This window comes from Pseudomonas sp. B37(2017) (assembly GCF_002112885.1).
Classification (GTDB): Bacteria; Pseudomonadota; Gammaproteobacteria; order Pseudomonadales; family Pseudomonadaceae; genus Aquipseudomonas; species Aquipseudomonas paraglycinae.
Genome location: NZ_NEIX01000016.1, coordinates 40,994 through 60,459, shown reverse-complemented (window position 1 = coordinate 60,459; position 19,466 = coordinate 40,994). Strand labels below are relative to the sequence as shown.

The 19,466-nt window shown below is 60.3% G+C and carries 15 protein-coding genes and 1 tRNA gene; 13 read left to right on the top strand and 3 right to left on the bottom strand.

Annotation, left to right across the window (positions count from 1 at the left end; genetic code table 11):
- The first annotated feature begins 24 nt into the window (after positions 1-24).
- A complete protein-coding gene (locus CAF90_RS27105) occupies positions 25-1,254 on the top strand; it encodes a multifunctional CCA addition/repair protein (protein ID WP_085609091.1) in 1,230 nt (409 codons plus the stop codon).
- Between the two features lie 39 nt (positions 1,255-1,293).
- On the opposite strand, the gene folK is transcribed toward CAF90_RS27105, so the two are convergent.
- Positions 1,294-1,812, bottom strand: coding sequence for a 2-amino-4-hydroxy-6-hydroxymethyldihydropteridine diphosphokinase (folK, locus tag CAF90_RS27100; RefSeq protein ID WP_085609090.1), 519 nt, complete (start codon positions 1,810-1,812; stop codon positions 1,294-1,296).
- On the bottom strand, positions 1,803-2,159 hold the full coding sequence (folB, locus tag CAF90_RS27095) for a dihydroneopterin aldolase (protein WP_011336216.1): 357 nt from the start codon (positions 2,157-2,159) through the stop codon (positions 1,803-1,805). The genes folK and folB overlap by 10 nt, the downstream gene beginning before the upstream one ends.
- Positions 2,160-2,233: 74 nt before the next feature.
- On the opposite strand from folB, the gene plsY reads away from it, so the two are divergent.
- A complete protein-coding gene (gene plsY, locus CAF90_RS27090; protein ID WP_007959895.1) occupies positions 2,234-2,803 on the top strand; it encodes a glycerol-3-phosphate 1-O-acyltransferase PlsY in 570 nt (189 codons plus the stop codon).
- A gap of 23 nt (positions 2,804-2,826) precedes the next feature.
- Here plsY and tsaD read toward each other — a convergent pair whose 3' ends face one another.
- Entirely contained in the window at positions 2,827-3,852 is a 1,026-nt protein-coding gene (gene tsaD / locus CAF90_RS27085) for a tRNA (adenosine(37)-N6)-threonylcarbamoyltransferase complex transferase subunit TsaD (protein WP_039768071.1), read from the bottom strand.
- 199 nt (positions 3,853-4,051) lie between these two features.
- On the opposite strand from tsaD, the gene rpsU reads away from it, so the two are divergent.
- From rpsU to pqqA, 11 genes are all read left to right on the top strand, one after another.
- The gene (rpsU, locus tag CAF90_RS27080) at positions 4,052-4,267 is read left to right on the top strand and encodes a 30S ribosomal protein S21 (protein ID WP_002551877.1); all 216 of its coding nucleotides are present in this window, start codon (positions 4,052-4,054) and stop codon (positions 4,265-4,267) included.
- 480 nt (positions 4,268-4,747) lie between these two features.
- Positions 4,748-6,715 carry a DNA primase gene (gene dnaG / locus CAF90_RS27075; protein WP_085609089.1) on the top strand — a complete coding sequence of 656 codons (1,968 nt, stop codon included), beginning with the start codon at positions 4,748-4,750 and terminating at the stop codon, positions 6,713-6,715.
- A 67-nt stretch (positions 6,716-6,782) separates the two neighbouring features.
- Positions 6,783-8,630 carry an RNA polymerase sigma factor RpoD gene (rpoD, locus tag CAF90_RS27070; RefSeq protein WP_007959889.1) on the top strand — a complete coding sequence of 616 codons (1,848 nt, stop codon included), beginning with the start codon at positions 6,783-6,785 and terminating at the stop codon, positions 8,628-8,630.
- Positions 8,631-8,756: 126 nt separating this feature from the next.
- Positions 8,757-12,503, top strand: a complete 3,747-nt coding sequence (locus tag CAF90_RS27065; protein ID WP_007959886.1) for a bifunctional diguanylate cyclase/phosphodiesterase — start codon at positions 8,757-8,759, stop codon at positions 12,501-12,503.
- Between the two features lie 15 nt (positions 12,504-12,518).
- Positions 12,519-12,595, top strand: a tRNA-Ile gene (locus CAF90_RS27060).
- Between the two features lie 3 nt (positions 12,596-12,598).
- A complete protein-coding gene (locus tag CAF90_RS27055; RefSeq protein ID WP_256578533.1) occupies positions 12,599-13,360 on the top strand; it encodes a PBECR2 nuclease fold domain-containing protein in 762 nt (253 codons plus the stop codon).
- A gap of 309 nt (positions 13,361-13,669) precedes the next feature.
- Positions 13,670-14,131, top strand: a complete 462-nt coding sequence (locus CAF90_RS27050; RefSeq protein ID WP_007959884.1) for an Lrp/AsnC family transcriptional regulator — start codon at positions 13,670-13,672, stop codon at positions 14,129-14,131.
- A 146-nt stretch (positions 14,132-14,277) separates the two neighbouring features.
- The gene (locus tag CAF90_RS27045; protein WP_085609087.1) at positions 14,278-15,960 is read left to right on the top strand and encodes an NAD(P)/FAD-dependent oxidoreductase; all 1,683 of its coding nucleotides are present in this window, start codon (positions 14,278-14,280) and stop codon (positions 15,958-15,960) included.
- A gap of 12 nt (positions 15,961-15,972) precedes the next feature.
- Positions 15,973-16,767, top strand: a complete 795-nt coding sequence (locus CAF90_RS27040) for a carbon-nitrogen hydrolase family protein (RefSeq protein ID WP_085609086.1) — start codon at positions 15,973-15,975, stop codon at positions 16,765-16,767.
- Positions 16,768-16,805: 38 nt separating this feature from the next.
- Positions 16,806-19,232: a pyrroloquinoline quinone biosynthesis protein PqqF gene (gene pqqF, locus CAF90_RS27035; protein ID WP_085609085.1), complete on the top strand. Its 2,427-nt coding sequence runs from the start codon at positions 16,806-16,808 to the stop codon at positions 19,230-19,232.
- A 159-nt stretch (positions 19,233-19,391) separates the two neighbouring features.
- Positions 19,392-19,466 (top strand): pyrroloquinoline quinone precursor peptide PqqA, encoded by a 75-nt coding sequence (gene pqqA, locus CAF90_RS27030; protein WP_003444522.1) that lies wholly within the window; start codon positions 19,392-19,394, stop codon positions 19,464-19,466.

The window sequence follows — 19,466 nt, the reverse complement described above, 5'->3', positions numbered from 1 at the left end:
CTGTCGGGCCAACGGAGGTTTTTTATGCAGATTTACAAGGTCGGCGGTGCGGTACGTGATCGCCTGCTGGGCAAACCGGTCACCGATATCGATTGGGTGGTGGTCGGCGCGACCACAGAAGAAATGCTCGCCAAGGGATTTCGCCCGGTCGGCGCGGATTTCCCGGTGTTTCTTCACCCGAAAAGCGGCGAGGAATACGCCCTCGCCCGCACCGAGCGCAAGAGCGGTCGCGGTTATGGCGGTTTCACCTTTCACGCCAGCCCCGAGGTCACGCTTGAAGAAGACCTGATCCGCCGTGACCTCACGATCAACGCCATGGCCGAAGACGATCAGCAAAATCTGACCGATCCCTACCACGGCCAGCGCGATCTCGAAGAGCGGATTCTACGCCACGTTTCCCCCGCGTTTGCCGAAGATCCGCTCAGGGTTCTGCGTGTTGCGCGCTTTGCCGCCCGTTACGCGGAGCTTGGCTTCAAGGTAGCGCCCGAGACCCTGGAGCTGATGCGTCAGCTCAGCGAATCGGGCGAACTGGAAGCCCTTACGGCCGAACGTAGCTGGAAGGAGATTTCCCGCGCGCTGATGGAAGATCAGCCTCAAGTTTTCATTCAGGTGCTGCGCGATTGCGGCGCCTTGAAGGTGCTGATGCCGGAGGTCGATGCCTTGTTCGGCGTGCCGCAGCCGGAAGCCCATCACCCGGAAATCGACAGCGGCATTCACACCCTGAGCGTGCTTGAGCAGTCAGCCCTGCACAAGCAACCGCTGACCGTGCGCTGGGCCTGCCTGCTGCACGACCTCGGCAAAGGCCTGACTCCAAAGGAGGAATGGCCAAGGCACATCGCCCATGAGCACAAAGGCCTGAAGCTGATCAAAGCGGTCAACGAGCGCTTCAAGGCACCGAAGGACTGTCAGGAGCTGGCCTTGCTGGTCGGCCAATATCACACCCACGGACATCGCGCTCTGGAGCTGAAGGCTTCGACCTTGCTGGAGTTGCTGCAAAGCTTTGACGTTTACCGTCGTCCGCAGCGTTTCGAAGAATTCATCGTCGCGTGCGAGATGGATGCCCGAGGCCGCAAAGGACTTGAGCAGCGCAGTTATCCACAGGCGGATTACCTGCGCGGCGCGGCCAATGTGGCACGTGGCGTGGCAGTGCAGCCGTTGCTGGAGAAGGGATTCAAAGGCCCGGAACTGGGCGAGGCAATCAAGCGCGAACGGCTCAAGGCGTTGAAGGTTTACAAGGAATCGGCGGCGTCCTGAAAACACCTGATCCGCCCTTGCGAGGGCGGATCAAACTGCTCAAGACAGGTCTGAAGGCGTGAGCTGAGTACCGCGCCACTCAAATCCGACCGGTGCCAGCACTTGATCGATCTGCGCTTCGGCCCACAATGTGGCAAAGCTTTTTCCTACACCGGGATGTACCCGATCCGGCGCAATCAGCGACAGCGGCCACAGCACAAAGGCATTTTTCAGGATTTCCGCACGAGGCAGGATCAGCCCGTCGAAGTTGCCCGCCAGATCGCCGTACAGCAACACGTCGATATCCAGCGGCAAGCCCTTGCGATCCGGCGCATAGCGACCGTTGTCCGCTTCAATGAACTTCAAGCGGCGATCCAGCTCGATCAACGGCAGATCGGTGAACGCCGACACCACGAAGTTGAAGAACGGCCCGCTCTTGATTCCCACCGGCAGGCTTTCGAACACAGGCGAACAGCGGATATCCACCAGAAACGTGGACAAGGCATCCAGACCGGCCTGCAAATGGGTTTCGCGCTCGATATTGCTACCGAGCCCGAGATAGACCTGGGTCAGCGGCATCCGCGCTCGATCTCCACACCCACACCACCCTTGGCGGCCGGTACGGCACCTGGCTTGGTCAGCTTCAGGCGCACCCAGGTGATCTTGAATTCATTCATCAGCACTTCAACCAGACGCTCGGCGAAGGTCTCGACCAGTTGATACTGGGATTGCTCGGCAAAGGCCTGGATCCTTGTGGACACACTGGCGTAATCGAGCGCCAGGGTCAGATCGTCACCGGCCGCGGCCGGGCGATTGTCCCAGGCGAAGCTCAAATCAAGACGCAGGCACTGTCGGATGCCGCGCTCCCAGTCGTAGGCACCGATCACGGTGTCGACTTCCAGGCCCTCGATAAACACTCTGTCCAAGCACTTTTCTCCGCTGCACGACAAGGGCGCAATGCGCCGTTAGAATCAGGGCGTCCTCGCCCGGAATAGTTAGCATGTTTTGGTTACTGGCGATCCTCGCCTACCTGCTCGGCTCTCTGTCCTTCGCCATTTTGCTCAGCCGCCTGACCGGAAATCCGGATCCGCGAATGAGTGGCTCGGGTAATGCCGGCGCCACCAACATGCTGCGCCTGGCCGGACGCAAACTCGCGATCCTGACCCTGCTGGGTGATCTGTGCAAAGGCCTGCTACCGGTGCTGATCGCTTCGGCAATGGGCCTTTCGCTGCAGGATCAGGCGTGGATCGGCGTCTGCGCCGTGATCGGTCACCTGTTCCCGTTGTACTTCCGCTTTCGCGGTGGCAAGGGCGTTGCCACGGCGGCCGGCATGCTGCTGGGGCTGTATCCACCCGCCGCGCTGCTGGCCGTGTGCGCCTGGCTGCTGACCTTCTACCTGACCCGCACCAGCTCGCTGGCGGCGCTGATCGCCACTCCGCTGACCCTGCCGTTGCTGGCCTGGCAGGAACCGGCGGCGCTGTTGCCGATGAGCACGCTGACACTGCTGATCGTCTGGCGCCACCGGGGCAATCTACGCGACCTGTTCGCCGGGCGCGAACGGCATTTTTAAATACCGCACGTGAGCGCCGCTCATCACAGCGCCGACAACTGCTCCATCGGCCAGCGCGCCTGCACGCTGATCGCCAGACTCTCCTGCTGACCGGCCTGCAAACGCTGGCAGCCGGCAAACGCAATCATCGCGCCGTTATCGGTGCAAAACTCGGGACGGGCATAGAACACATCGCCCTTCATGTCGCCGAGCATCTTCTCCAGCGAAACACGCAGCGCCTTGTTGGCACTGACGCCGCCGGCGATCACCAGACGCTTCATGCCGGCCTGCTTGAGGGCACGCTTGCACTTGATGGTCAAAGTCTCCACCACGGCCTGCTGGAACGCCAGCGCGATGTCGCAACGGGCTTGCTCGCTGTCGTCCCCGGCGCTGACGCACTGCTGCCAGGTGTTGAGAGCGAAGGTCTTCAGGCCGCTGAAGCTGAAATCCAGGCCCGGGCGATCACACATCGGACGCGGGAAGGTGAAACGTCCTGCGACGCCCTTCTCTGCCAGCTTGGCGATTTCCGGTCCGCCCGGATAATTCAGGCCCATCATTTTTGCAGTCTTGTCGAAAGCTTCGCCCGCGGCATCGTCCAGCGTCTCGCCGAGCAGGCTGTATTGGCCGATGCCATCGACCTGAACCAGCTGCGTATGACCACCGGAGACCAACAAAGCGACGAACGGGAATTCCGGCGGTTTTGGCTCCAGCATCGGCGCCAGCAAGTGGCCTTCCATGTGGTGCACGCCAAGGGCCGGAATGCCCCAGGCAAACGCCAGCGCCTGAGCACAGGACGCCCCCACCAGCAGAGCACCGACCAGGCCGGGACCCGCGGTGTAGGCGATGGCATCGATCTCGGTCGGCACGCAGTCGGCCTCGGCCAACACCTGACGGATCAGGGGCAGCATGCGCTTGACGTGGTCGCGCGAAGCCAGCTCCGGTACCACGCCGCCATAGACGCGGTGCAGGTCGATCTGACTGAACAGCGCGTCGGCCAGCAGGCCGCGTTCGCTGTCGTACAAAGCGACGCCGGTTTCGTCGCAGGAAGTTTCTAATCCCAGTACTAGCATGGGTTTGCGCCTTGTTTAGGCTGAATTCGAAGGCGCGCATAATAGTCGCCGCGTGATGCCCCGACCAGCGGTTTTCGATCAGAGGCTTTGCATTCCGAGCGATGAGGGGTTAACATCCGCAACCCTTAAAAACCGACGTCTTCAAGTGCTCTTTTGCCGCGAGGATGTTGACCCCGGTAATGAATGAAGGTAGCTCTGGATGCCAGCCGTCAAAGTTAAAGAGAACGAACCCTTCGACGTAGCTCTGCGTCGTTTCAAGCGCTCCTGCGAAAAAGCCGGTGTACTGGCTGAAGTTCGTAGCCGCGAATTTTACGAGAAGCCAACTTCTGAGCGTAAGCGCAAGGCAGCTGCTGCTGTTAAGCGTCACGCCAAGAAAGTTCAGCGCGAACAGCGCCGCGCCGTTCGTCTGTACTAATACACAGACGATCGTAGCAAGCTTCTGCCAAGCCCGGCCCTCAGCCGGGCTAATGGCATTTGCGTAAAACGCTTGATGCTTCACCGTCGAAGCCGCAGATGCGACCGAGACACACCCGCTTCACCGCGTCAGGCCTGGCTCTTTTGCCAGCGGTGCACGTCTTTTCTGACGAGCCTTTCAAGGCTACTGACGAGCACACCCACTGATTCCTCTTACGACGATCAGCCCAAGGCACCTGCTTGCGTGCCCGCTTCATGAGCTATCCGAGGCCGATTACAGGCCGTCAGCGGATTCAGCGCAACATTTTCGAATAGTCGAAAACTGATGAGTACTAACGTCAGTGGATTTTCGGCAGATACACTTCCCGACAGCGATTACGCAAACGACACCGGTCGAGCCGCCTCACGTGCGCGCATCACTCAATGACCCGCGTCCGGCCGCCTTTCGCATCGGATCCATTACAGCGCAGACGAGAACGCCATGGCCGGGCTGATTCCCCAGAGCTTCATTGACGACCTTCTGAACCGCACCGACATCGTCGATGTGGTCAGCTCGCGCGTGCAATTGAAGAAGGCCGGTAAAAACTACACCGCCTGCTGCCCGTTCCACAAAGAGAAAACCCCGTCGTTCAGCGTCAGCCCCGACAAGCAGTTCTATTACTGCTTTGGCTGCGGCGCCGGCGGCAACGCCCTCGGCTTTCTCATGGATCACGACAACCTGGACTTCCCCCAGGCTGTCGAAGATCTGGCCAAAGCCGCCGGCATGGAAGTGCCGCGTGAAGAAGGCGGCCGCTCGAACAAACCGCGCCAGCCGACCGATTCACCGCTGTACCCGCTGCTCACCGCCGCTGCCGACTTTTACCGGCAGGCACTCAAGAGTCACCCGGCACGCAAGGCAGCGGTGGATTACCTCAAGGGTCGCGGCCTGACCGGCGAAATCGCCCGGGACTTCGGTCTCGGATTCGCACCGCCGGGCTGGGACAACCTGTTCAAACACTTGAGCAGCGACACCTTGCAGCAGAAAGCCATGATCGACGCCGGCCTGCTGATCGAGAACGCCGAAACCGGCAAACGCTATGACCGCTTCCGCGATCGCGTGATGTTCCCGATTCGCGACACCCGTGGACGAATCATCGCATTCGGTGGCCGAGTGCTCGGCGACGACAAGCCAAAGTACCTGAACTCGCCTGAAACCCCGGTCTTCCATAAAGGCCAGGAACTCTACGGCCTGTACGAAGCCCGCAAGAACAATCGCAACCTCGACGAAATCATCGTCGTCGAGGGCTATATGGACGTCATCGCCCTCGCCCAGCAAGGCCTGCGTAATGCCGTCGCGACACTGGGCACCGCGACCAGCGAAGAACACCTCAAGCGCCTGTTTCGCGTCGTGCCGAACGTACTGTTTTGCTTCGACGGCGACCAGGCCGGTCGCAACGCCGCCTGGCGTGCGCTGGAAGCAACGCTTTCCAGCCTGCAGGACGGGCGTCGTGCACGCTTCCTGTTTCTGCCCGAAGGCGAAGACCCGGATACGCTGATTCGCGCCGAGGGCACTGATGCCTTCCGCGCCCGGATCAATCAGCACGCACAGCCGCTGGCGGACTACTTCTTCCAGCAACTGACCGAAGAAGCCGACCCGCGCTCGCTGGAGGGCAAGGCCCACATGGCCACGCTCGCAGCACCGCTGATCGACAAGGTTCCCGGCGCCAACCTGCGCATCCTGATGCGCCAGCGCCTGACCGAGATCACCGGCCTGAGTAGCGAAAGCGTCAGCCAGCTGGCCCAGAACGCTCCGCAGGAAGCGCCGCCGGCCTACGACCCGGGCATCGATTACGACGCCATGCCGGACTACAGCGACTACCATCAGCCGCAGGCACAGGACATGTATGTGCCGCAGCAGGAATGGACGCCGAAGAAATCCGGCGCCGGCGGCAAGAAATGGGACAAGAAACCGTGGGACAAGAATGGCAAGCGCGGCGGTGATCGCGACCAGCCCCGTGCCCCACGCGTGCCGGCCGCCGTCGAACCACCGACCCTCGCCGCCCTGAGAACCTTGCTGCATCACCCGCAACTGGCGGAAAAGGTCGAGGATGCCGGGCACTTCGCGGACGAGAACCAGACCAACGCACAACTGCTGGTGGCACTGCTCGAAGCCGTACAGAAGAATCCCAAGCTAAACTCATTTCAGTTGATCGCGCGATGGCACGGAACCGAACAGGGCCGCTTGCTCAAGGCGCTGGCGGAAAAGGAATGGCTGATTGACGGAGACAACCTTGAACAACAGTTTTTCGACACCATTACTAGCTTGTCAGCCCGCCAACGCGAGCGAAATCTGGAACAACTGCTCAGGAAAGCGCGTCAAAGCGAACTGAGCGCCGAAGAGAAAAATCAACTGCGCGACCTTTTAAGTCGCAATGTTTCCGCATCAAACCCGACCTCAACTGGCGCGTGAGGTCATAGCTCAGGTATAATCCTCGGCTTGTTTTTTGCCCGCCAAGACCTTCAGTGGATAGGGTGTTATGTCCGGAAAAGCGCAACAGCAGTCTCGTATTATTGAGTTGATCAAACTGGGTCGTGAGCAGAAGTATCTGACTTACGCCGAGGTCAACGACCACCTGCCCGAGGATATTTCAGATCCGGAGCAGGTGGAAGACATCATCCGCATGATTAACGACATGGGGATCCCCGTACACGAGAGTGCTCCGGATGCGGACGCCCTTATGCTGGCCGACGCCGATACCGACGAGGCCGCTGCGGAAGAAGCAGCCGCTGCGTTGGCGGCGGTGGAGACCGATATCGGTCGCACCACTGACCCGGTGCGCATGTACATGCGTGAAATGGGTACGGTCGAGCTTCTGACTCGTGAAGGCGAAATCGAAATCGCCAAGCGTATCGAAGAAGGCATCCGTGAAGTGATGAGCGCCATCGCGCACTTCCCTGGCACGGTTGACCATATTCTCTCCGAGTACACTCGCGTCACCACCGAAGGTGGTCGCCTGTCCGACGTTCTGAGCGGTTACATCGACCCGGACGACGGCATCACGCCGCCTGCCGCCGAAGTCCCGCCACCGATCGACGCGAAAGCCGCGAAAGCGGACGACGATTCCGAGGACGATGACGCCGAAGCTTCCGATGACGAAGAAGAAGCCGAAAGCGGTCCGGATCCGGTCATTGCCGCACAGCGCTTCGGCGCCGTGGCCGATCAGATGGAAATCACCCGCAAGGCCCTGAAAAAGCACGGTCGCAACAACAAGGCGGCGATTGCCGAACTGTTGGCCCTGGCCGAGCTGTTCATGCCGATCAAACTGGTGCCGAAGCAATTCGAAGCCCTGGTCGAGCGTGTTCGCAGTGCCCTGGATCGTCTGCGTCAGCAAGAGCGCGCGATCATGCAACTGTGCGTACGTGATGCACGTATGCCACGCGCTGACTTCCTGCGTCAGTTCCCTGGCAACGAAGTCGACGAAAGCTGGTCCGACGCCCTGGCCAAAGGCAAGAGCAAGTACGCCGAAGCCATTGCCCGCGTGCAACCGGACATCATCCGTTGCCAGCAGAAGCTGACCGCGCTGGAAACCGAGACCGGCCTGACCATCGCCGAGATCAAGGACATCAACCGTCGCATGTCGATCGGTGAGGCGAAAGCCCGCCGCGCGAAGAAAGAGATGGTTGAAGCGAACTTGCGTCTGGTGATCTCCATCGCCAAGAAGTACACCAACCGCGGCCTGCAATTCCTCGATCTGATCCAGGAAGGCAACATCGGTCTGATGAAAGCGGTGGACAAGTTCGAATACCGTCGTGGTTACAAGTTCTCGACTTATGCCACCTGGTGGATCCGTCAGGCGATCACTCGCTCGATCGCCGACCAGGCCCGCACCATCCGTATTCCGGTGCACATGATCGAGACGATCAACAAGCTCAACCGTATTTCCCGCCAGATGCTGCAGGAAATGGGTCGCGAACCGACCCCGGAAGAGCTGGGTGAACGCATGGAAATGCCTGAGGACAAGATCCGCAAGGTATTGAAGATCGCCAAAGAGCCGATCTCCATGGAAACCCCGATCGGTGATGACGAAGACTCCCATCTGGGTGACTTCATCGAAGACTCGACCATGCAGTCGCCAATCGATGTCGCCACTGTTGAGAGCCTGAAAGAAGCGACCCGCGAAGTGCTGTCCGGCCTTACTGCCCGTGAAGCCAAGGTACTGCGCATGCGTTTCGGTATCGACATGAACACCGACCATACGCTCGAAGAAGTCGGCAAACAGTTTGACGTGACCCGTGAGCGGATCCGTCAGATCGAAGCCAAGGCGCTGCGCAAGCTGCGCCACCCGACGCGAAGCGAGCATCTGCGCTCCTTCCTCGACGAGTGACACCAGAACCCCCGGCCCAGGCCGGGGGTTTTGTTTATATGGCAGATTAAATACCCAGCTCCGCCCTCCCCCCGCGCACAGCCCGTCTACACTCGAAACATTCCCCCGAGCCATAACGAGACCGTTATGCCCAGACTGGCGTCCGTGCTTTTTTTGCTGTCACTGATGATCTGGACCGCAACGGCTGACGCGCTGACTCTGACCGATGAAGAACGTAGCTGGCTGGCGGCTCACCCGGACTTGCGCCTGGGTGTGGATGCGTCGTGGCCGCCCTTCGAGTTCCGCGACGACCAGAACCGCTATCAGGGCCTGGCAGCGGACTATATCGATGTGATTCGCCAACGCCTGGCGATCAAACTCACCCCCATCGAGCCGGTGAGCTGGACCGTCGTGCTCGAACAGGCGAAAAACGGCACGCTGGACCTGCTTCCGGGCATCATGTCCACCCCGGAGCGCCAGAGTTATTTGTCGTTCACCCGCCCTTATCTCGACTTTCCGATCGTCATCCTCGCCCACGTCGGCGGCCCACAACCGCGCAAGCTCGAGGATCTTTACGGCCTGAAAATCGCCGTTGTCGAAAACTACGCGCCCCATGAACTGCTGCGCACCCATCATCCTGACCTGAACCTGGTGGCAATGCCCAACGTCAGCTCCGCGTTGCAGGCCCTGGCCACCGATGAAGTCGACGCGGTGGTCGGCGATCTGGCCTCCAGTGTCTGGAGCCTGCGTCAGCTCAAGCTCGACGGCTTATACGTCAGCGGCGAGACCCCTTACCGCTACCAACTGGCGATGGGCGTCCCCCGGGACAACAAAATGCTGGTGGGGATTCTGGACAAGGTGTTGGCTGACATGTCCCCGGAAGAAATCAGCAGCATTCAGGAGCATTGGGTCGGCAACGTTCTCGATCACCGGACATTCTGGTCGGATCTGCTGATTTACGGTTTACCGGGCCTCTCGCTCCTGGTCATCGTCCTGGCAGTGGTGATCCGCATCAACCGGCGCCTGAGTTCGGAAATCGCCCGGCGCATCGACCTCGAACAGGAGCTGCGCAGCAGCGAATACCATTATCGCGGACTGGTGGAGAGTCTTTCGGCCATCGCCTGGGAAGCGCGGATCAGCGATTTCACCTACAGCTATGTGTCGCCCCACGCCGAAGATCTGCTCGGTTATCCCCTGTCCCATTGGCTGATTCCGGGCTTCTGGCGCAACATCATTCACCCGGCAGATCTGACCCGTGCCCAGAGTTTTTGCGATCACGAGGTGCTGGCCGGGCGCGATCACAGCCTCGATTACCGCGTAATCACCGCTGACGGCCGTTGCTTGTGGGTGCGTGACATCGTCAGCCTGATCGAACATGGCCACGAACCGGTGATGCGCGGCCTGATGATCGACATCAGCGAAACCAAGCGCACCGAAGAGGCATTGCGCCTGTCGGAACAGAAATTCGCTTCGGTATTCCAGCAATGCCCGGACATCCTGGTCATCGCCCGGCTCTCCGACGGCTGCCTGTTGGAGGTGAACGAAGCCTTTGAGGAACAGATCGGGCTCAAAGCCGAAGAAGTTATCGGCCAGACTGCCACCGAACTCAACATCTGGGGCATTCCCGGAGTTGGCCCAGGCCTGCTTCAGCGGCTGCAAGCCGGCAGCATTCGCAACCTGGAGATGCCCTTTCGCCGCAACAATGGCCAGGTGTTTACCGGGCTGATATCCGCCGAACCCTTCGAGCTCGACACCACGCCCGCACTGGTCGTGGTGGTGCGCGACATTACCCAGCTCAAGGAAACCCAACAGCAACTGCAAACCTCCGAAGAGAAGTTCGCCAAGGCCTTCCACGCCTCGCCGGACGGTCTGCTGCTGTCGCGCCAGAGCGATGGCTTGCTGCTGGAGGTCAACGAAGGTTTCAGTCGCATCACCGGTTTCAACAGCGCCATGTCGGTGGATCGCTCGGCGCTGGACCTGGGCATCTGGGTCAACCTCAACGAACGCAAGCAAATGCTCGACCTGCTGCACCGCGACGGGTTCGTTCGCGACTTCAGCTGCCACATCCGTCGCAGCGACGGGCAGATCCGGCTCTGCGAGGTGTCCAGCCGTCCACTGCCGATCGGCGACGAAGACTGCATGCTGACCATCGCCCGGGACATCACCGAACGCCACCTGATGCAGGAAAAGCTGCAACAGGCTGCAACCGTGTTCGAGAGCACTGCCGAAGGTGTGCTGATCACCGACACCCAGCAACACATCAGCGCCGTGAACCGGGCTTTCACCGAAATCACCGGTTACAGCGAAAGCGAAGCGCTGGGTCACACCCCTCGCCTGCTGGCCTCCGGGCTGCACGACAGCGCGTTTTACGCGGCGATGTGGCATCAATTGACCGACGAAGGTCACTGGCAGGGCGAAATCTCCAACCGGCGCAAGAATGGCGAGCTGTACCCGAGCTGGCTGACCATCAGCGCCGTGCGCAACCGCGACAAGTTCATCACCCACTTCGTTGCGGTGTTCGCCGATATCTCCAGCCTCAAGCACGCCCAGGCCAAACTCGACTACCAGGCGCATCACGACCCGCTCACCGGCCTGCCAAACCGCACGCTGTTCGAAAGCCGCCTGTTGATGGCACTCAACAGTCAGCAGGAAAACGGCGGCCAGGGCGCGGTGCTGTTCCTCGACCTCGATCGTTTCAAGCACATCAACGACAGCCTCGGTCACCCGGTCGGCGATTTGCTGCTCAAGGGCATCGCCGTGCGCCTCAAGGAGCAATTACGCGATATCGACACCGTCGCGCGGCTGGGTGGCGACGAATTCATCATTCTGCTGCCCGGCCTGCAGCAACCCGGCGATGCCGACAACATCGCCACCAAACTGCTGAACTGCTTTGGCGCGCCATTCCAGGCTGGCGAGCATGAGTTCTTCATCAGCGCCAGCATCGGCACCAGCCTTTACCCGCGCGACGGCTGCGATGTCGCGACCCTGATCAAGAACGCAGACGCGGCGATGTACCGCTCCAAGGCCAAGGGCCGCAACCGGGTCGAAAGCTACACCCGCGATCTCACCGCCCAGGCCAGCGAGCGTGTGGCGCTGGAGCACGAACTTCGCCGGGCCATCGAGCGCGAGGAGCTGTACCTCTATTACCAACCGAAAATCAGCCTCGACGATCACAGCCTGGTCGGCGCCGAAGCCTTGATCCGCTGGCGCCACCCGAACTTCGGCGATGTGCCGCCGGAGCACTTCATCCCGCTGGCGGAAGAGAACGGGATGATTCTGCAAATCGGCGACTGGGTGCTGGAGACCGCCTGCCGGCAGATGTTCGAGTGGGGCCAGATCTACGAGTCCCTCGGCCCGCTGTCGGTCAACCTCGCCGGCGCGCAACTACGCCAGCCGAACCTGCTGGGACGCATCGAGCAACTGCTCAAGGACAACCGCCTGCGGCCGGAATTACTGCAACTGGAAATTACCGAAAACTTCATCATGAGCCAGGCCGAAGAAGCGCTGGCGGTGCTGCACCAGCTCAAACACCTGGGCGTGCAACTGGCCATCGACGACTTCGGCACCGGTTATTCCTCGCTGAGTTACCTCAAGCGCCTGCCGCTGGACATTCTCAAGATCGACCAGTCTTTCGTCCGTGGCCTGCCCGATGACCCGCACGACGCGGCAATCGTGCGCGCCATCATTGCCCTGGGCCGCAGCATGCAATTCACCGTGATCGCCGAAGGCGTGGAAACCCAGGCCCAGCAACAATTCCTCGCCGCTGAGGGCTGCGAACAGATCCAGGGCTACATCGTCAGCCTGCCGCTCCCACCCGAGGAATTTGCCGCGACGTTTCTTCGCATAGCCGTATCAGATTTTTCGGATAGCACAGCCGAGAAACCGTCGCTATAATCCGCGGCCTACTGAGGGCCTATAGCTCAGTTGGTTAGAGCAGAGGACTCATAATCCTTTGGTCCACGGTTCAAGTCCGTGTGGGCCCACCAAACATGAAAAAGCCGCGCACTCGCGCGGCTTTTTTTCGCCTGTCGTTTGGTGTTTTACGTTCTTCACAAGCGCAACGTTCGGAAGACTACCGCAAGGTCTGTAGGTTATTTCCCAAGCTGTGTTTTCACTCCGTTTTCGGCCTTGTTGGCCTTTTCTTCGAACGAGTAATCTCCGGGCGCCGCTGTTCGCCAGGGATTACTTTCATGCTCGTGAATGCTGCGCCACTGATAAAAGAATCCAGTGGCCAACAAACATGGATCGACTTAGCTTTGCCCGACCTGCGTACGCTGGCCAGGGAGCTTCGCTCAGCCGCAATTGATGAAGTGAAAAGGGCAGACGATGCGCAAGGAGCCCTCAGAATTCTCCTGGCTCACTTCGGATTCATCGATGAGGCGTTGCTCGCAGTCACCATCCTCACCCCGATCGGAAACGTTGCGGTCATGAGGGACAAACTTGCCCACATCGTCGAAAAACGCGCTGACTCACGAGAGCGCTACGTTCGGCATGCGATTGATACGCTGACGGGACCGTTTGAAATATGGAGAGTGCTGTACGACAACGGCGGATACCGCATGGCCTTCATCAACGCCTACGAGGCAAAAAATGACATGCTCGTCGTGGTAGATGTCAGGCACGGACACGTCCTGTGGAACTTCATGCATGCCCCGGCAAGAGCGATGAACAAGCACCGCCAGGGCGAACTTCTCTACAAGAGATACGTTCTTCAGGACAAACAAAAAGGGGAGCCTGCTGGCTCCCCTTGAATATTTGAATCCTGATATTGGCATCCTCAGGAAATGGGATGAAGAGGTCTCACCTTACACCGATGTTGCAGCATCGCTGAGGTACCTACGTCTGCTGAAGCCCTGCAAGGCAGCAGATTTCGCGCTCTTGAGGCCATTTTTGATAAAGGCAGCAGGCAAGTCAAATCATTTGTCTGTTCTTTTGTTTCAGTAAAATCCCCCGATCCGGCGGCTGCCTGATCCCCCGCCGCTCAATCAGCGCTCACAAGCGCCTCGCGTGGCGAGCCTGTAACATGCGACCCCATTGATCCGTACCGCTGGAGCCTGCCCTTGCCCGACATCCGCCCACCCGTGCTCGATGAAATCGACCGTCAGCTGATCGCTGCCCTGCAAATCAACGCCCGCGAGAGCGTGGCGATGCTGGCCCGGCAATTGGGGATCGCCCGCACGACCGTGACTTCGCGACTGGCGCGGCTCGAAAAGGCCAAAGTCATTACTGGCTATGGTGTGCGTCTGGGCCAACGTGTGGTGGACGGCGGATTGCAGGCTTACGTCGGGATCAAGGTGCAGCCACGCTCCGGCAAAGAGGTGTTGCGCCGCTTGAGCGCAATGGCTCAGGTACAGCAATTGTGCGCGGTGAGTGGCGAATTTGATTACGTGGCGTGGTTACGGACCGATTCACCGGAGCAGCTGGATCAGCTTCTGGATCAGATCGGCAGCGTAGACGGTGTAGAGAAGACCACGACGTCGATCATCCTCAGCAGCAAGATCGATCGCGGGCATCCAGTCTGACCAACAAGATCGTCAGATTGCAGCACCTACACTCAAAACGACGACACATTGCGTCTTATTAACGTGTTCTACGCTCCCTAGAATGGCTGGCATCTTTTCCTATACTCAGACGCGCATCCAGCGTCGGGTCGCCAGCAAGGTCAGCCATGAACAAGAACAATCGCCATCCTGCAGACGGTAAGAAACCAGTCACCATCTTCGGCCCGGACTTTCCTTTCGCCTTTGACGACTGGATCGAACACCCGGCCGGTCTGGGCAGCATTCCGGAGCACAATCACGGGGCCGAAGTGGCGATCGTCGGGGCCGGTATCGCCGGTCTGGTGGCGGCTTATGAGTTGATGAAACTCGGCTTGAAACCCGTCGTTTATGAAGCCTCGAAGCTCGGCGGCCGTTTGCGTTCCCAGGCGTTCAACGGCACTGACGGCATCGTCGCCGAGCTAGGCGGCATGCGCTTCCCGGTGTCCTCCACTGCGTTCTATCACTACGTCGACAAACTCGGTCTGGAGACCAAGCCCTTCCCCAACCCGCTGACGCCGGCCTCCGGCAGCACCGTGATCGACCTGGAAGGCAAAACCCATTACGCACAGAGCCTGAAGGATCTTCCTGCACTGTTCCAGGAAGTGGCTGACGCCTGGGCCGACGCTCTGGAGGCCGGTTCGCAGTTCTCCGATATCCAGCAAGCGATTCGCGACCGTGACGTGCCACACCTCAAGGAGCTGTGGAACACTCTGGTTCCGCTGTGGGACGACCGCACCTTCTACGACTTTGTCGCCACCTCGAAAGCCTTCGCCAAATTGTCGTTCCATCACCGCGAAGTGTTCGGCCAGGTCGGTTTCGGCACCGGTGGCTGGGACTCGGACTTCCCCAACTCGATGCTGGAAATCTTCCGCGTAGTGATGACCAACTGCGACGATCACCAGCATCTGGTGGTCGGCGGCGTGGAACAAGTGCCGCAAGGCATCTGGCGTCATGCGCCGGAACGCTGCGTACACTGGCCGCAAGGCACCAGCCTGAAATCGCTGCACCACGGCGCTCCACGTTCCGGGGTGAAGAAAATTGCCCACGCGCCCGACGGACGTTTCGCGGTCACCGACAACAACGGCGACACCCGCGAATACGCCGCCGTACTGACCACCTGCCAGAGCTGGCTGCTGACCACGCAGATCGAATGCGACGAAAGCCTGTTCTCGCAGAAGATGTGGATGGCGCTGGACCGCACTCGCTACATGCAATCGTCGAAAACCTTCGTGATGGTCGACCGCCCGTTCTGGAAGGACAAGGACCCGGAAACCGGCCGCGACCTGATGAGCATGACCCTCACTGATCGCCTGACCCGTGGTACTTACCTGTTCGACAACGGCGACGACAAACCCGGCGTGATCTGCCTGTCGTACTCGTGGATGAGCGATGCGCTCAAGATGCTCCCGCACCCGGTGGAAAAACGCGTGAAACTGGCGCTGGATGCGCTGAAGAAGATCTACCCGAAAGTCGACATCGCCGCGCGGATCATCGGCGATCCGATCACCGTGTCCTGGGAAGCCGACCCGCACTTTCTCGGCGCGTTCAAGGGCGCCCTGCCCGGCCACTATCGCTACAACCAGCGCATGTACGCGCACTTCATGCAGGACGACATGCCGCCGGAGCAGCGCGGGATTTTCATCGCCGGCGACGACGTTTCGTGGACGCCAGCGTGGGTTGAAGGCGCGGTGCAGACCTCGCTCAACGCAGTGTGGGGAATCATGAAGCACTTCGGCGGGTCCACTCATACAGAGAACCCCGGCCCGGGTGATGTGTTCAACGACATCGGCCCGATCGCCCTGCCCGAGTAAGAGGAATCCCTGATGCGTGTAGCCCTTTACCAATGTCCACCGTTGCCACTGGAACCCGCCGCCAACCTTCAGCGCCTGCATCAACTGGCGATGGAGGCCAAAGGCGCCGGCCTGCTGGTGGTGCCGGAGATGTTCCTGACCGGCTACAACATCGGCAAGGAGGCGGTTGCGACATTGGCCGAGGTCTACAACGGTGAGTGGGCGCAGCAAGTAGGACGGATCGCCAAGGCTGCCGGTCTGGCGATACTCTACGGTTACCCTGAGCGCACCGCCGAAGGACAGATCTACAACGCCGTGCAGTTGATCGATTCGAACGGCGAGCGCCTGTGCAATTACCGCAAGACGCATCTGTTCGGCGATCTGGACCGTTCGATGTTCAGCCCCGGTGATGGCGAGTTTCCCATCGTCGAGCTCAAAGGCTGGAAGCTGGGTTTCCTGATCTGCTACGACCTGGAGTTCCCGGAAAACGCCCGGCGCCTGGCCCTTGAAGGTGCCGAGCTGATTCTGGTGCCGACAGCCAACATGATTCCTTTCGATTTCATTGCCGACGTCTCCGTGCGCTCCCGCGCCTTCGAAAACCAGTGCTACGTGGCGTACGCCAACTATTGTGGCCACGAAGGCGACATCCATTACTGCGGGCAAAGCAGCATCGCCGCGCCGGATGGCAGCCGCATCGCCCAGGCCGGACTGGACGAAGCCTTGATCGTCGGTGAGCTGGATCGCCAGTTGATGGTCGACTCGCGCAGCGCCAACCGCTACTTCAACGACCGCCGCCCGGAACTTTACGACGCGCTCAACAAGCGCTAATCCGCTAGCATTGGCACTTCACTGTTCTGGAAGTGCCCATGCCTGCGCCGACTCACCCCCGCCCCCACACAGAAACCCTGGCCAACGGCTTGCGCGTGACCCTGCGTCACGTGCCCGGCCTGAAGCGCAGCGCCGCCGCGTTGCGGGTGGCTGCCGGCAGTCATGACGTATCGTTGGCGTGGCCGGGGTTGGCGCATTTCCTTGAGCATTTGCTGTTCCTAGGCACCGAGCGTTTTCCTGCACAGCAAGGGCTGATGGCCTACGTGCAAGGTCACGGCGGTCAGGTGAATGCCAGCACCCGTGAGCGCACCACCGATTTCTTCTTTGAGTTGCCGCCAGCGTCCTTCAGCGGTGGGCTGGAGCGTCTGTCAGACATGCTCGCCCGACCGCGTATGAATCCGGACGATCAGTTGCGGGAACGGGAAGTGTTGCAGGCGGAGTTTGTCGCGTGGTCGCAGGATGCGGCGGCTCAGCAGAAAGAGGCGCTGTTTGAGGGATTGTCGGCAGCGCATCCGTTGCGCGGCTTTCATGCCGGGAACCGCGACAGCCTGCCGTTAGAGCAAGCGGATTTTCAGCAGGCGTTGAAAGACTTTCATCAGCAGTTTTACCGCACCGGGCAGATGACTTTGAGCCTGCTCGGGCCGCAGAGTGTTGAAGAACTGCGCACGCAGGCCGAACAGTTTGCCGCCACGCTGACGCCTGGGGATAAAACTGCACAGGCTGCCCCCGTTCGCTTGATGGACAACGCACAAGAAAGTTATCAACAGGTCGGCGAGCGGCACGGCAATCTGCTGTTTGCGTTGGAGGATTTGCCGGAGTCGTCGGCCGAGGCGCTGGCGTTTCTCTGTCACTGGCTGAACAGCGCCAAACCCGGTGGATTGCTCGCGCATTTGCGGCAGCAGGGGCTCGCTGACGGCTTGCAAGCTAGCGTGCAGTACCAGTTCGGCGGGCAAGCCTTGCTGCATCTTCAGTTCACTTCAGCTTCCGGTTCGCTCGACCTCATTCGCGAGCATTGTCTGGATTGGCTGAGTTTCTTCGCAGCGCAGCAGGACTGGCCGGCGTTGCGTCAGGAGTATGCAACGCTGCTTGAACGGCAGCAGCAGGTCAGCGGTGCATTGCAGTTGGCCCGACTCGACAGCGAACAACTCGAGAATGAAATCTCCGAAACGGCCGTTGCGGCGCTCAAAGTGATTCTCGGCAAAATCGGCACTGTGGATAACTTCAGCAGTCACTGGCATCTGCCCGCTGCCAATCCGTTCCTGCGCGCAGCCGAGCCACTGGCCAACGCCGGCCTGATCCGCGGCCAGACCAGCGCCCACCGGGGCCTGCGCACGTTTGCTCAGGATCGCTCGCGCAGCCGCCGCGAACGCTCGCCGATGCAATTCAGCCAGGCGCTGCCGGATAACGGTGACGAAGGTGCGGTGTATGTGCGCTGGCAGACGGAAGCGGCGGCCACGACCGAGCTGCAAGCGAAACTGCAACGCAGTCTGCGGGAGGTTTCCGACGACGCGCGTCAGGCTGGGGTCGAGTTGTCTTTCAGCGCCTCAGCTGATCAGTGGCTGCTGAAACTCACTGGCCTGCAGGACACGCTGCCCGTTGTCCTGGAACACGCGCTGAAATCTCTGACACAAGTAGGCGCCGATTCCGCAAAAGGCGAGCCACAACCGTCGCTGATACCGATCCGCCAACTGCTCAAAATACTGCCCGAACAGTGCCTGCCAGCCATCGGCGAATCCGATGACGCCGCCCACCTGTGGACAACGTCCCGCTGGGACGGTCTGGCTTTGGGGTTAAGCCCGCAAACCCAGTCAGCCATGGGTCTGGCCCTGAGTCGCATCCCCGGCATCCCGGACAATCAAATTCCCGCACCGTCGGCAATCAACGCCGGATACCGGTGGAGTCAGATCGACAGCGCGTCCAGCGAACATGCCTTGCTGCTGCTCTGCCCGACCGCCAGCCGTGAAATCGACGACGAAGCCGCGTGGCGCCTGCTCGCGCACCTGTGCCAGACACCGTTCTACCAACGCCTGCGCGTCGAACTGCAACTCGGCTATGCCGTGTTCAGCGGGTTGCGCCAGTTCCACGGCCAGACCGGATTGCTGTTCGGTGTGCAATCGCCCACGGCCACCGCCGCGCAATTGCTCGACCACATTCAGCAGTTTCTCGATGACCTGCCAGCCCTTGTCGAACAGCTGGATGCTGCCAGCCTCACTCAGCAACGCCAGACGCTTGCCGATCAGTTCGATGACAACGTCCTGTCCGGCAAAGATGCGGCTGAACTCCTGTGGCAGGCCCGCCTCGCCGGCCACTCGTCGGATTATCTGGTGCAATTGCGCAGCGCCATCGCTCAACTGGATCGCCCGACATTGCTGGCCGCTGCCCAACGTCTGATCCGCGCCGAAGGCGGCTGGCATGGTCTGGCCAACAGCCCTGCGCCGGGCGCGCCATGGCAAGCGGCAAAATGATCATTACCGGGGCTGCAAGGAGCTTTCTCAAAGATTCACGGGCAAAGCCACCGAAATTTTGAGTAACATAGCCACCTAACTATTTGGAACATCCCTGTGCTGCCGTGGACTATACCTATGGATAGCGCTATCTCACCCACCTGAAAAAGGAGTCACCCGATGGCTTGGACCAAACCTGCTTACACCGACCTGCGCATCGGCTTCGAAGTCACCATGTACTTCGCCAGCCGCTGA

What these genes read in the sequence shown, in the direction of transcription:
- folK (WP_085609090.1), bottom strand. Translation starts at nt 1,812, where the DNA reads ATGCCGCTGACCCAGGTCTATCTCGGGCTCGGTAGCAATATCGAGCGC.
- CAF90_RS27040 (WP_085609086.1), top strand. Translation starts at nt 15,973, where the DNA reads ATGCGTGTAGCCCTTTACCAATGTCCACCGTTGCCACTGGAACCCGCC.
- rpoD (WP_007959889.1), top strand. Translation starts at nt 6,783, where the DNA reads ATGTCCGGAAAAGCGCAACAGCAGTCTCGTATTATTGAGTTGATCAAA.
- tsaD (WP_039768071.1), bottom strand. Translation starts at nt 3,852, where the DNA reads ATGCTAGTACTGGGATTAGAAACTTCCTGCGACGAAACCGGCGTCGCT.
- pqqF (WP_085609085.1), top strand. Translation starts at nt 16,806, where the DNA reads ATGCCTGCGCCGACTCACCCCCGCCCCCACACAGAAACCCTGGCCAAC.
- CAF90_RS27065 (WP_007959886.1), top strand. Translation starts at nt 8,757, where the DNA reads ATGCCCAGACTGGCGTCCGTGCTTTTTTTGCTGTCACTGATGATCTGG.
- rpsU (WP_002551877.1), top strand. Translation starts at nt 4,052, where the DNA reads ATGCCAGCCGTCAAAGTTAAAGAGAACGAACCCTTCGACGTAGCTCTG.
- plsY (WP_007959895.1), top strand. Translation starts at nt 2,234, where the DNA reads ATGTTTTGGTTACTGGCGATCCTCGCCTACCTGCTCGGCTCTCTGTCC.
- dnaG (WP_085609089.1), top strand. Translation starts at nt 4,748, where the DNA reads ATGGCCGGGCTGATTCCCCAGAGCTTCATTGACGACCTTCTGAACCGC.
- CAF90_RS27055 (WP_256578533.1), top strand. Translation starts at nt 12,599, where the DNA reads ATGAAAAAGCCGCGCACTCGCGCGGCTTTTTTTCGCCTGTCGTTTGGT.
- CAF90_RS27105 (WP_085609091.1), top strand. Translation starts at nt 25, where the DNA reads ATGCAGATTTACAAGGTCGGCGGTGCGGTACGTGATCGCCTGCTGGGC.
- CAF90_RS27045 (WP_085609087.1), top strand. Translation starts at nt 14,278, where the DNA reads ATGAACAAGAACAATCGCCATCCTGCAGACGGTAAGAAACCAGTCACC.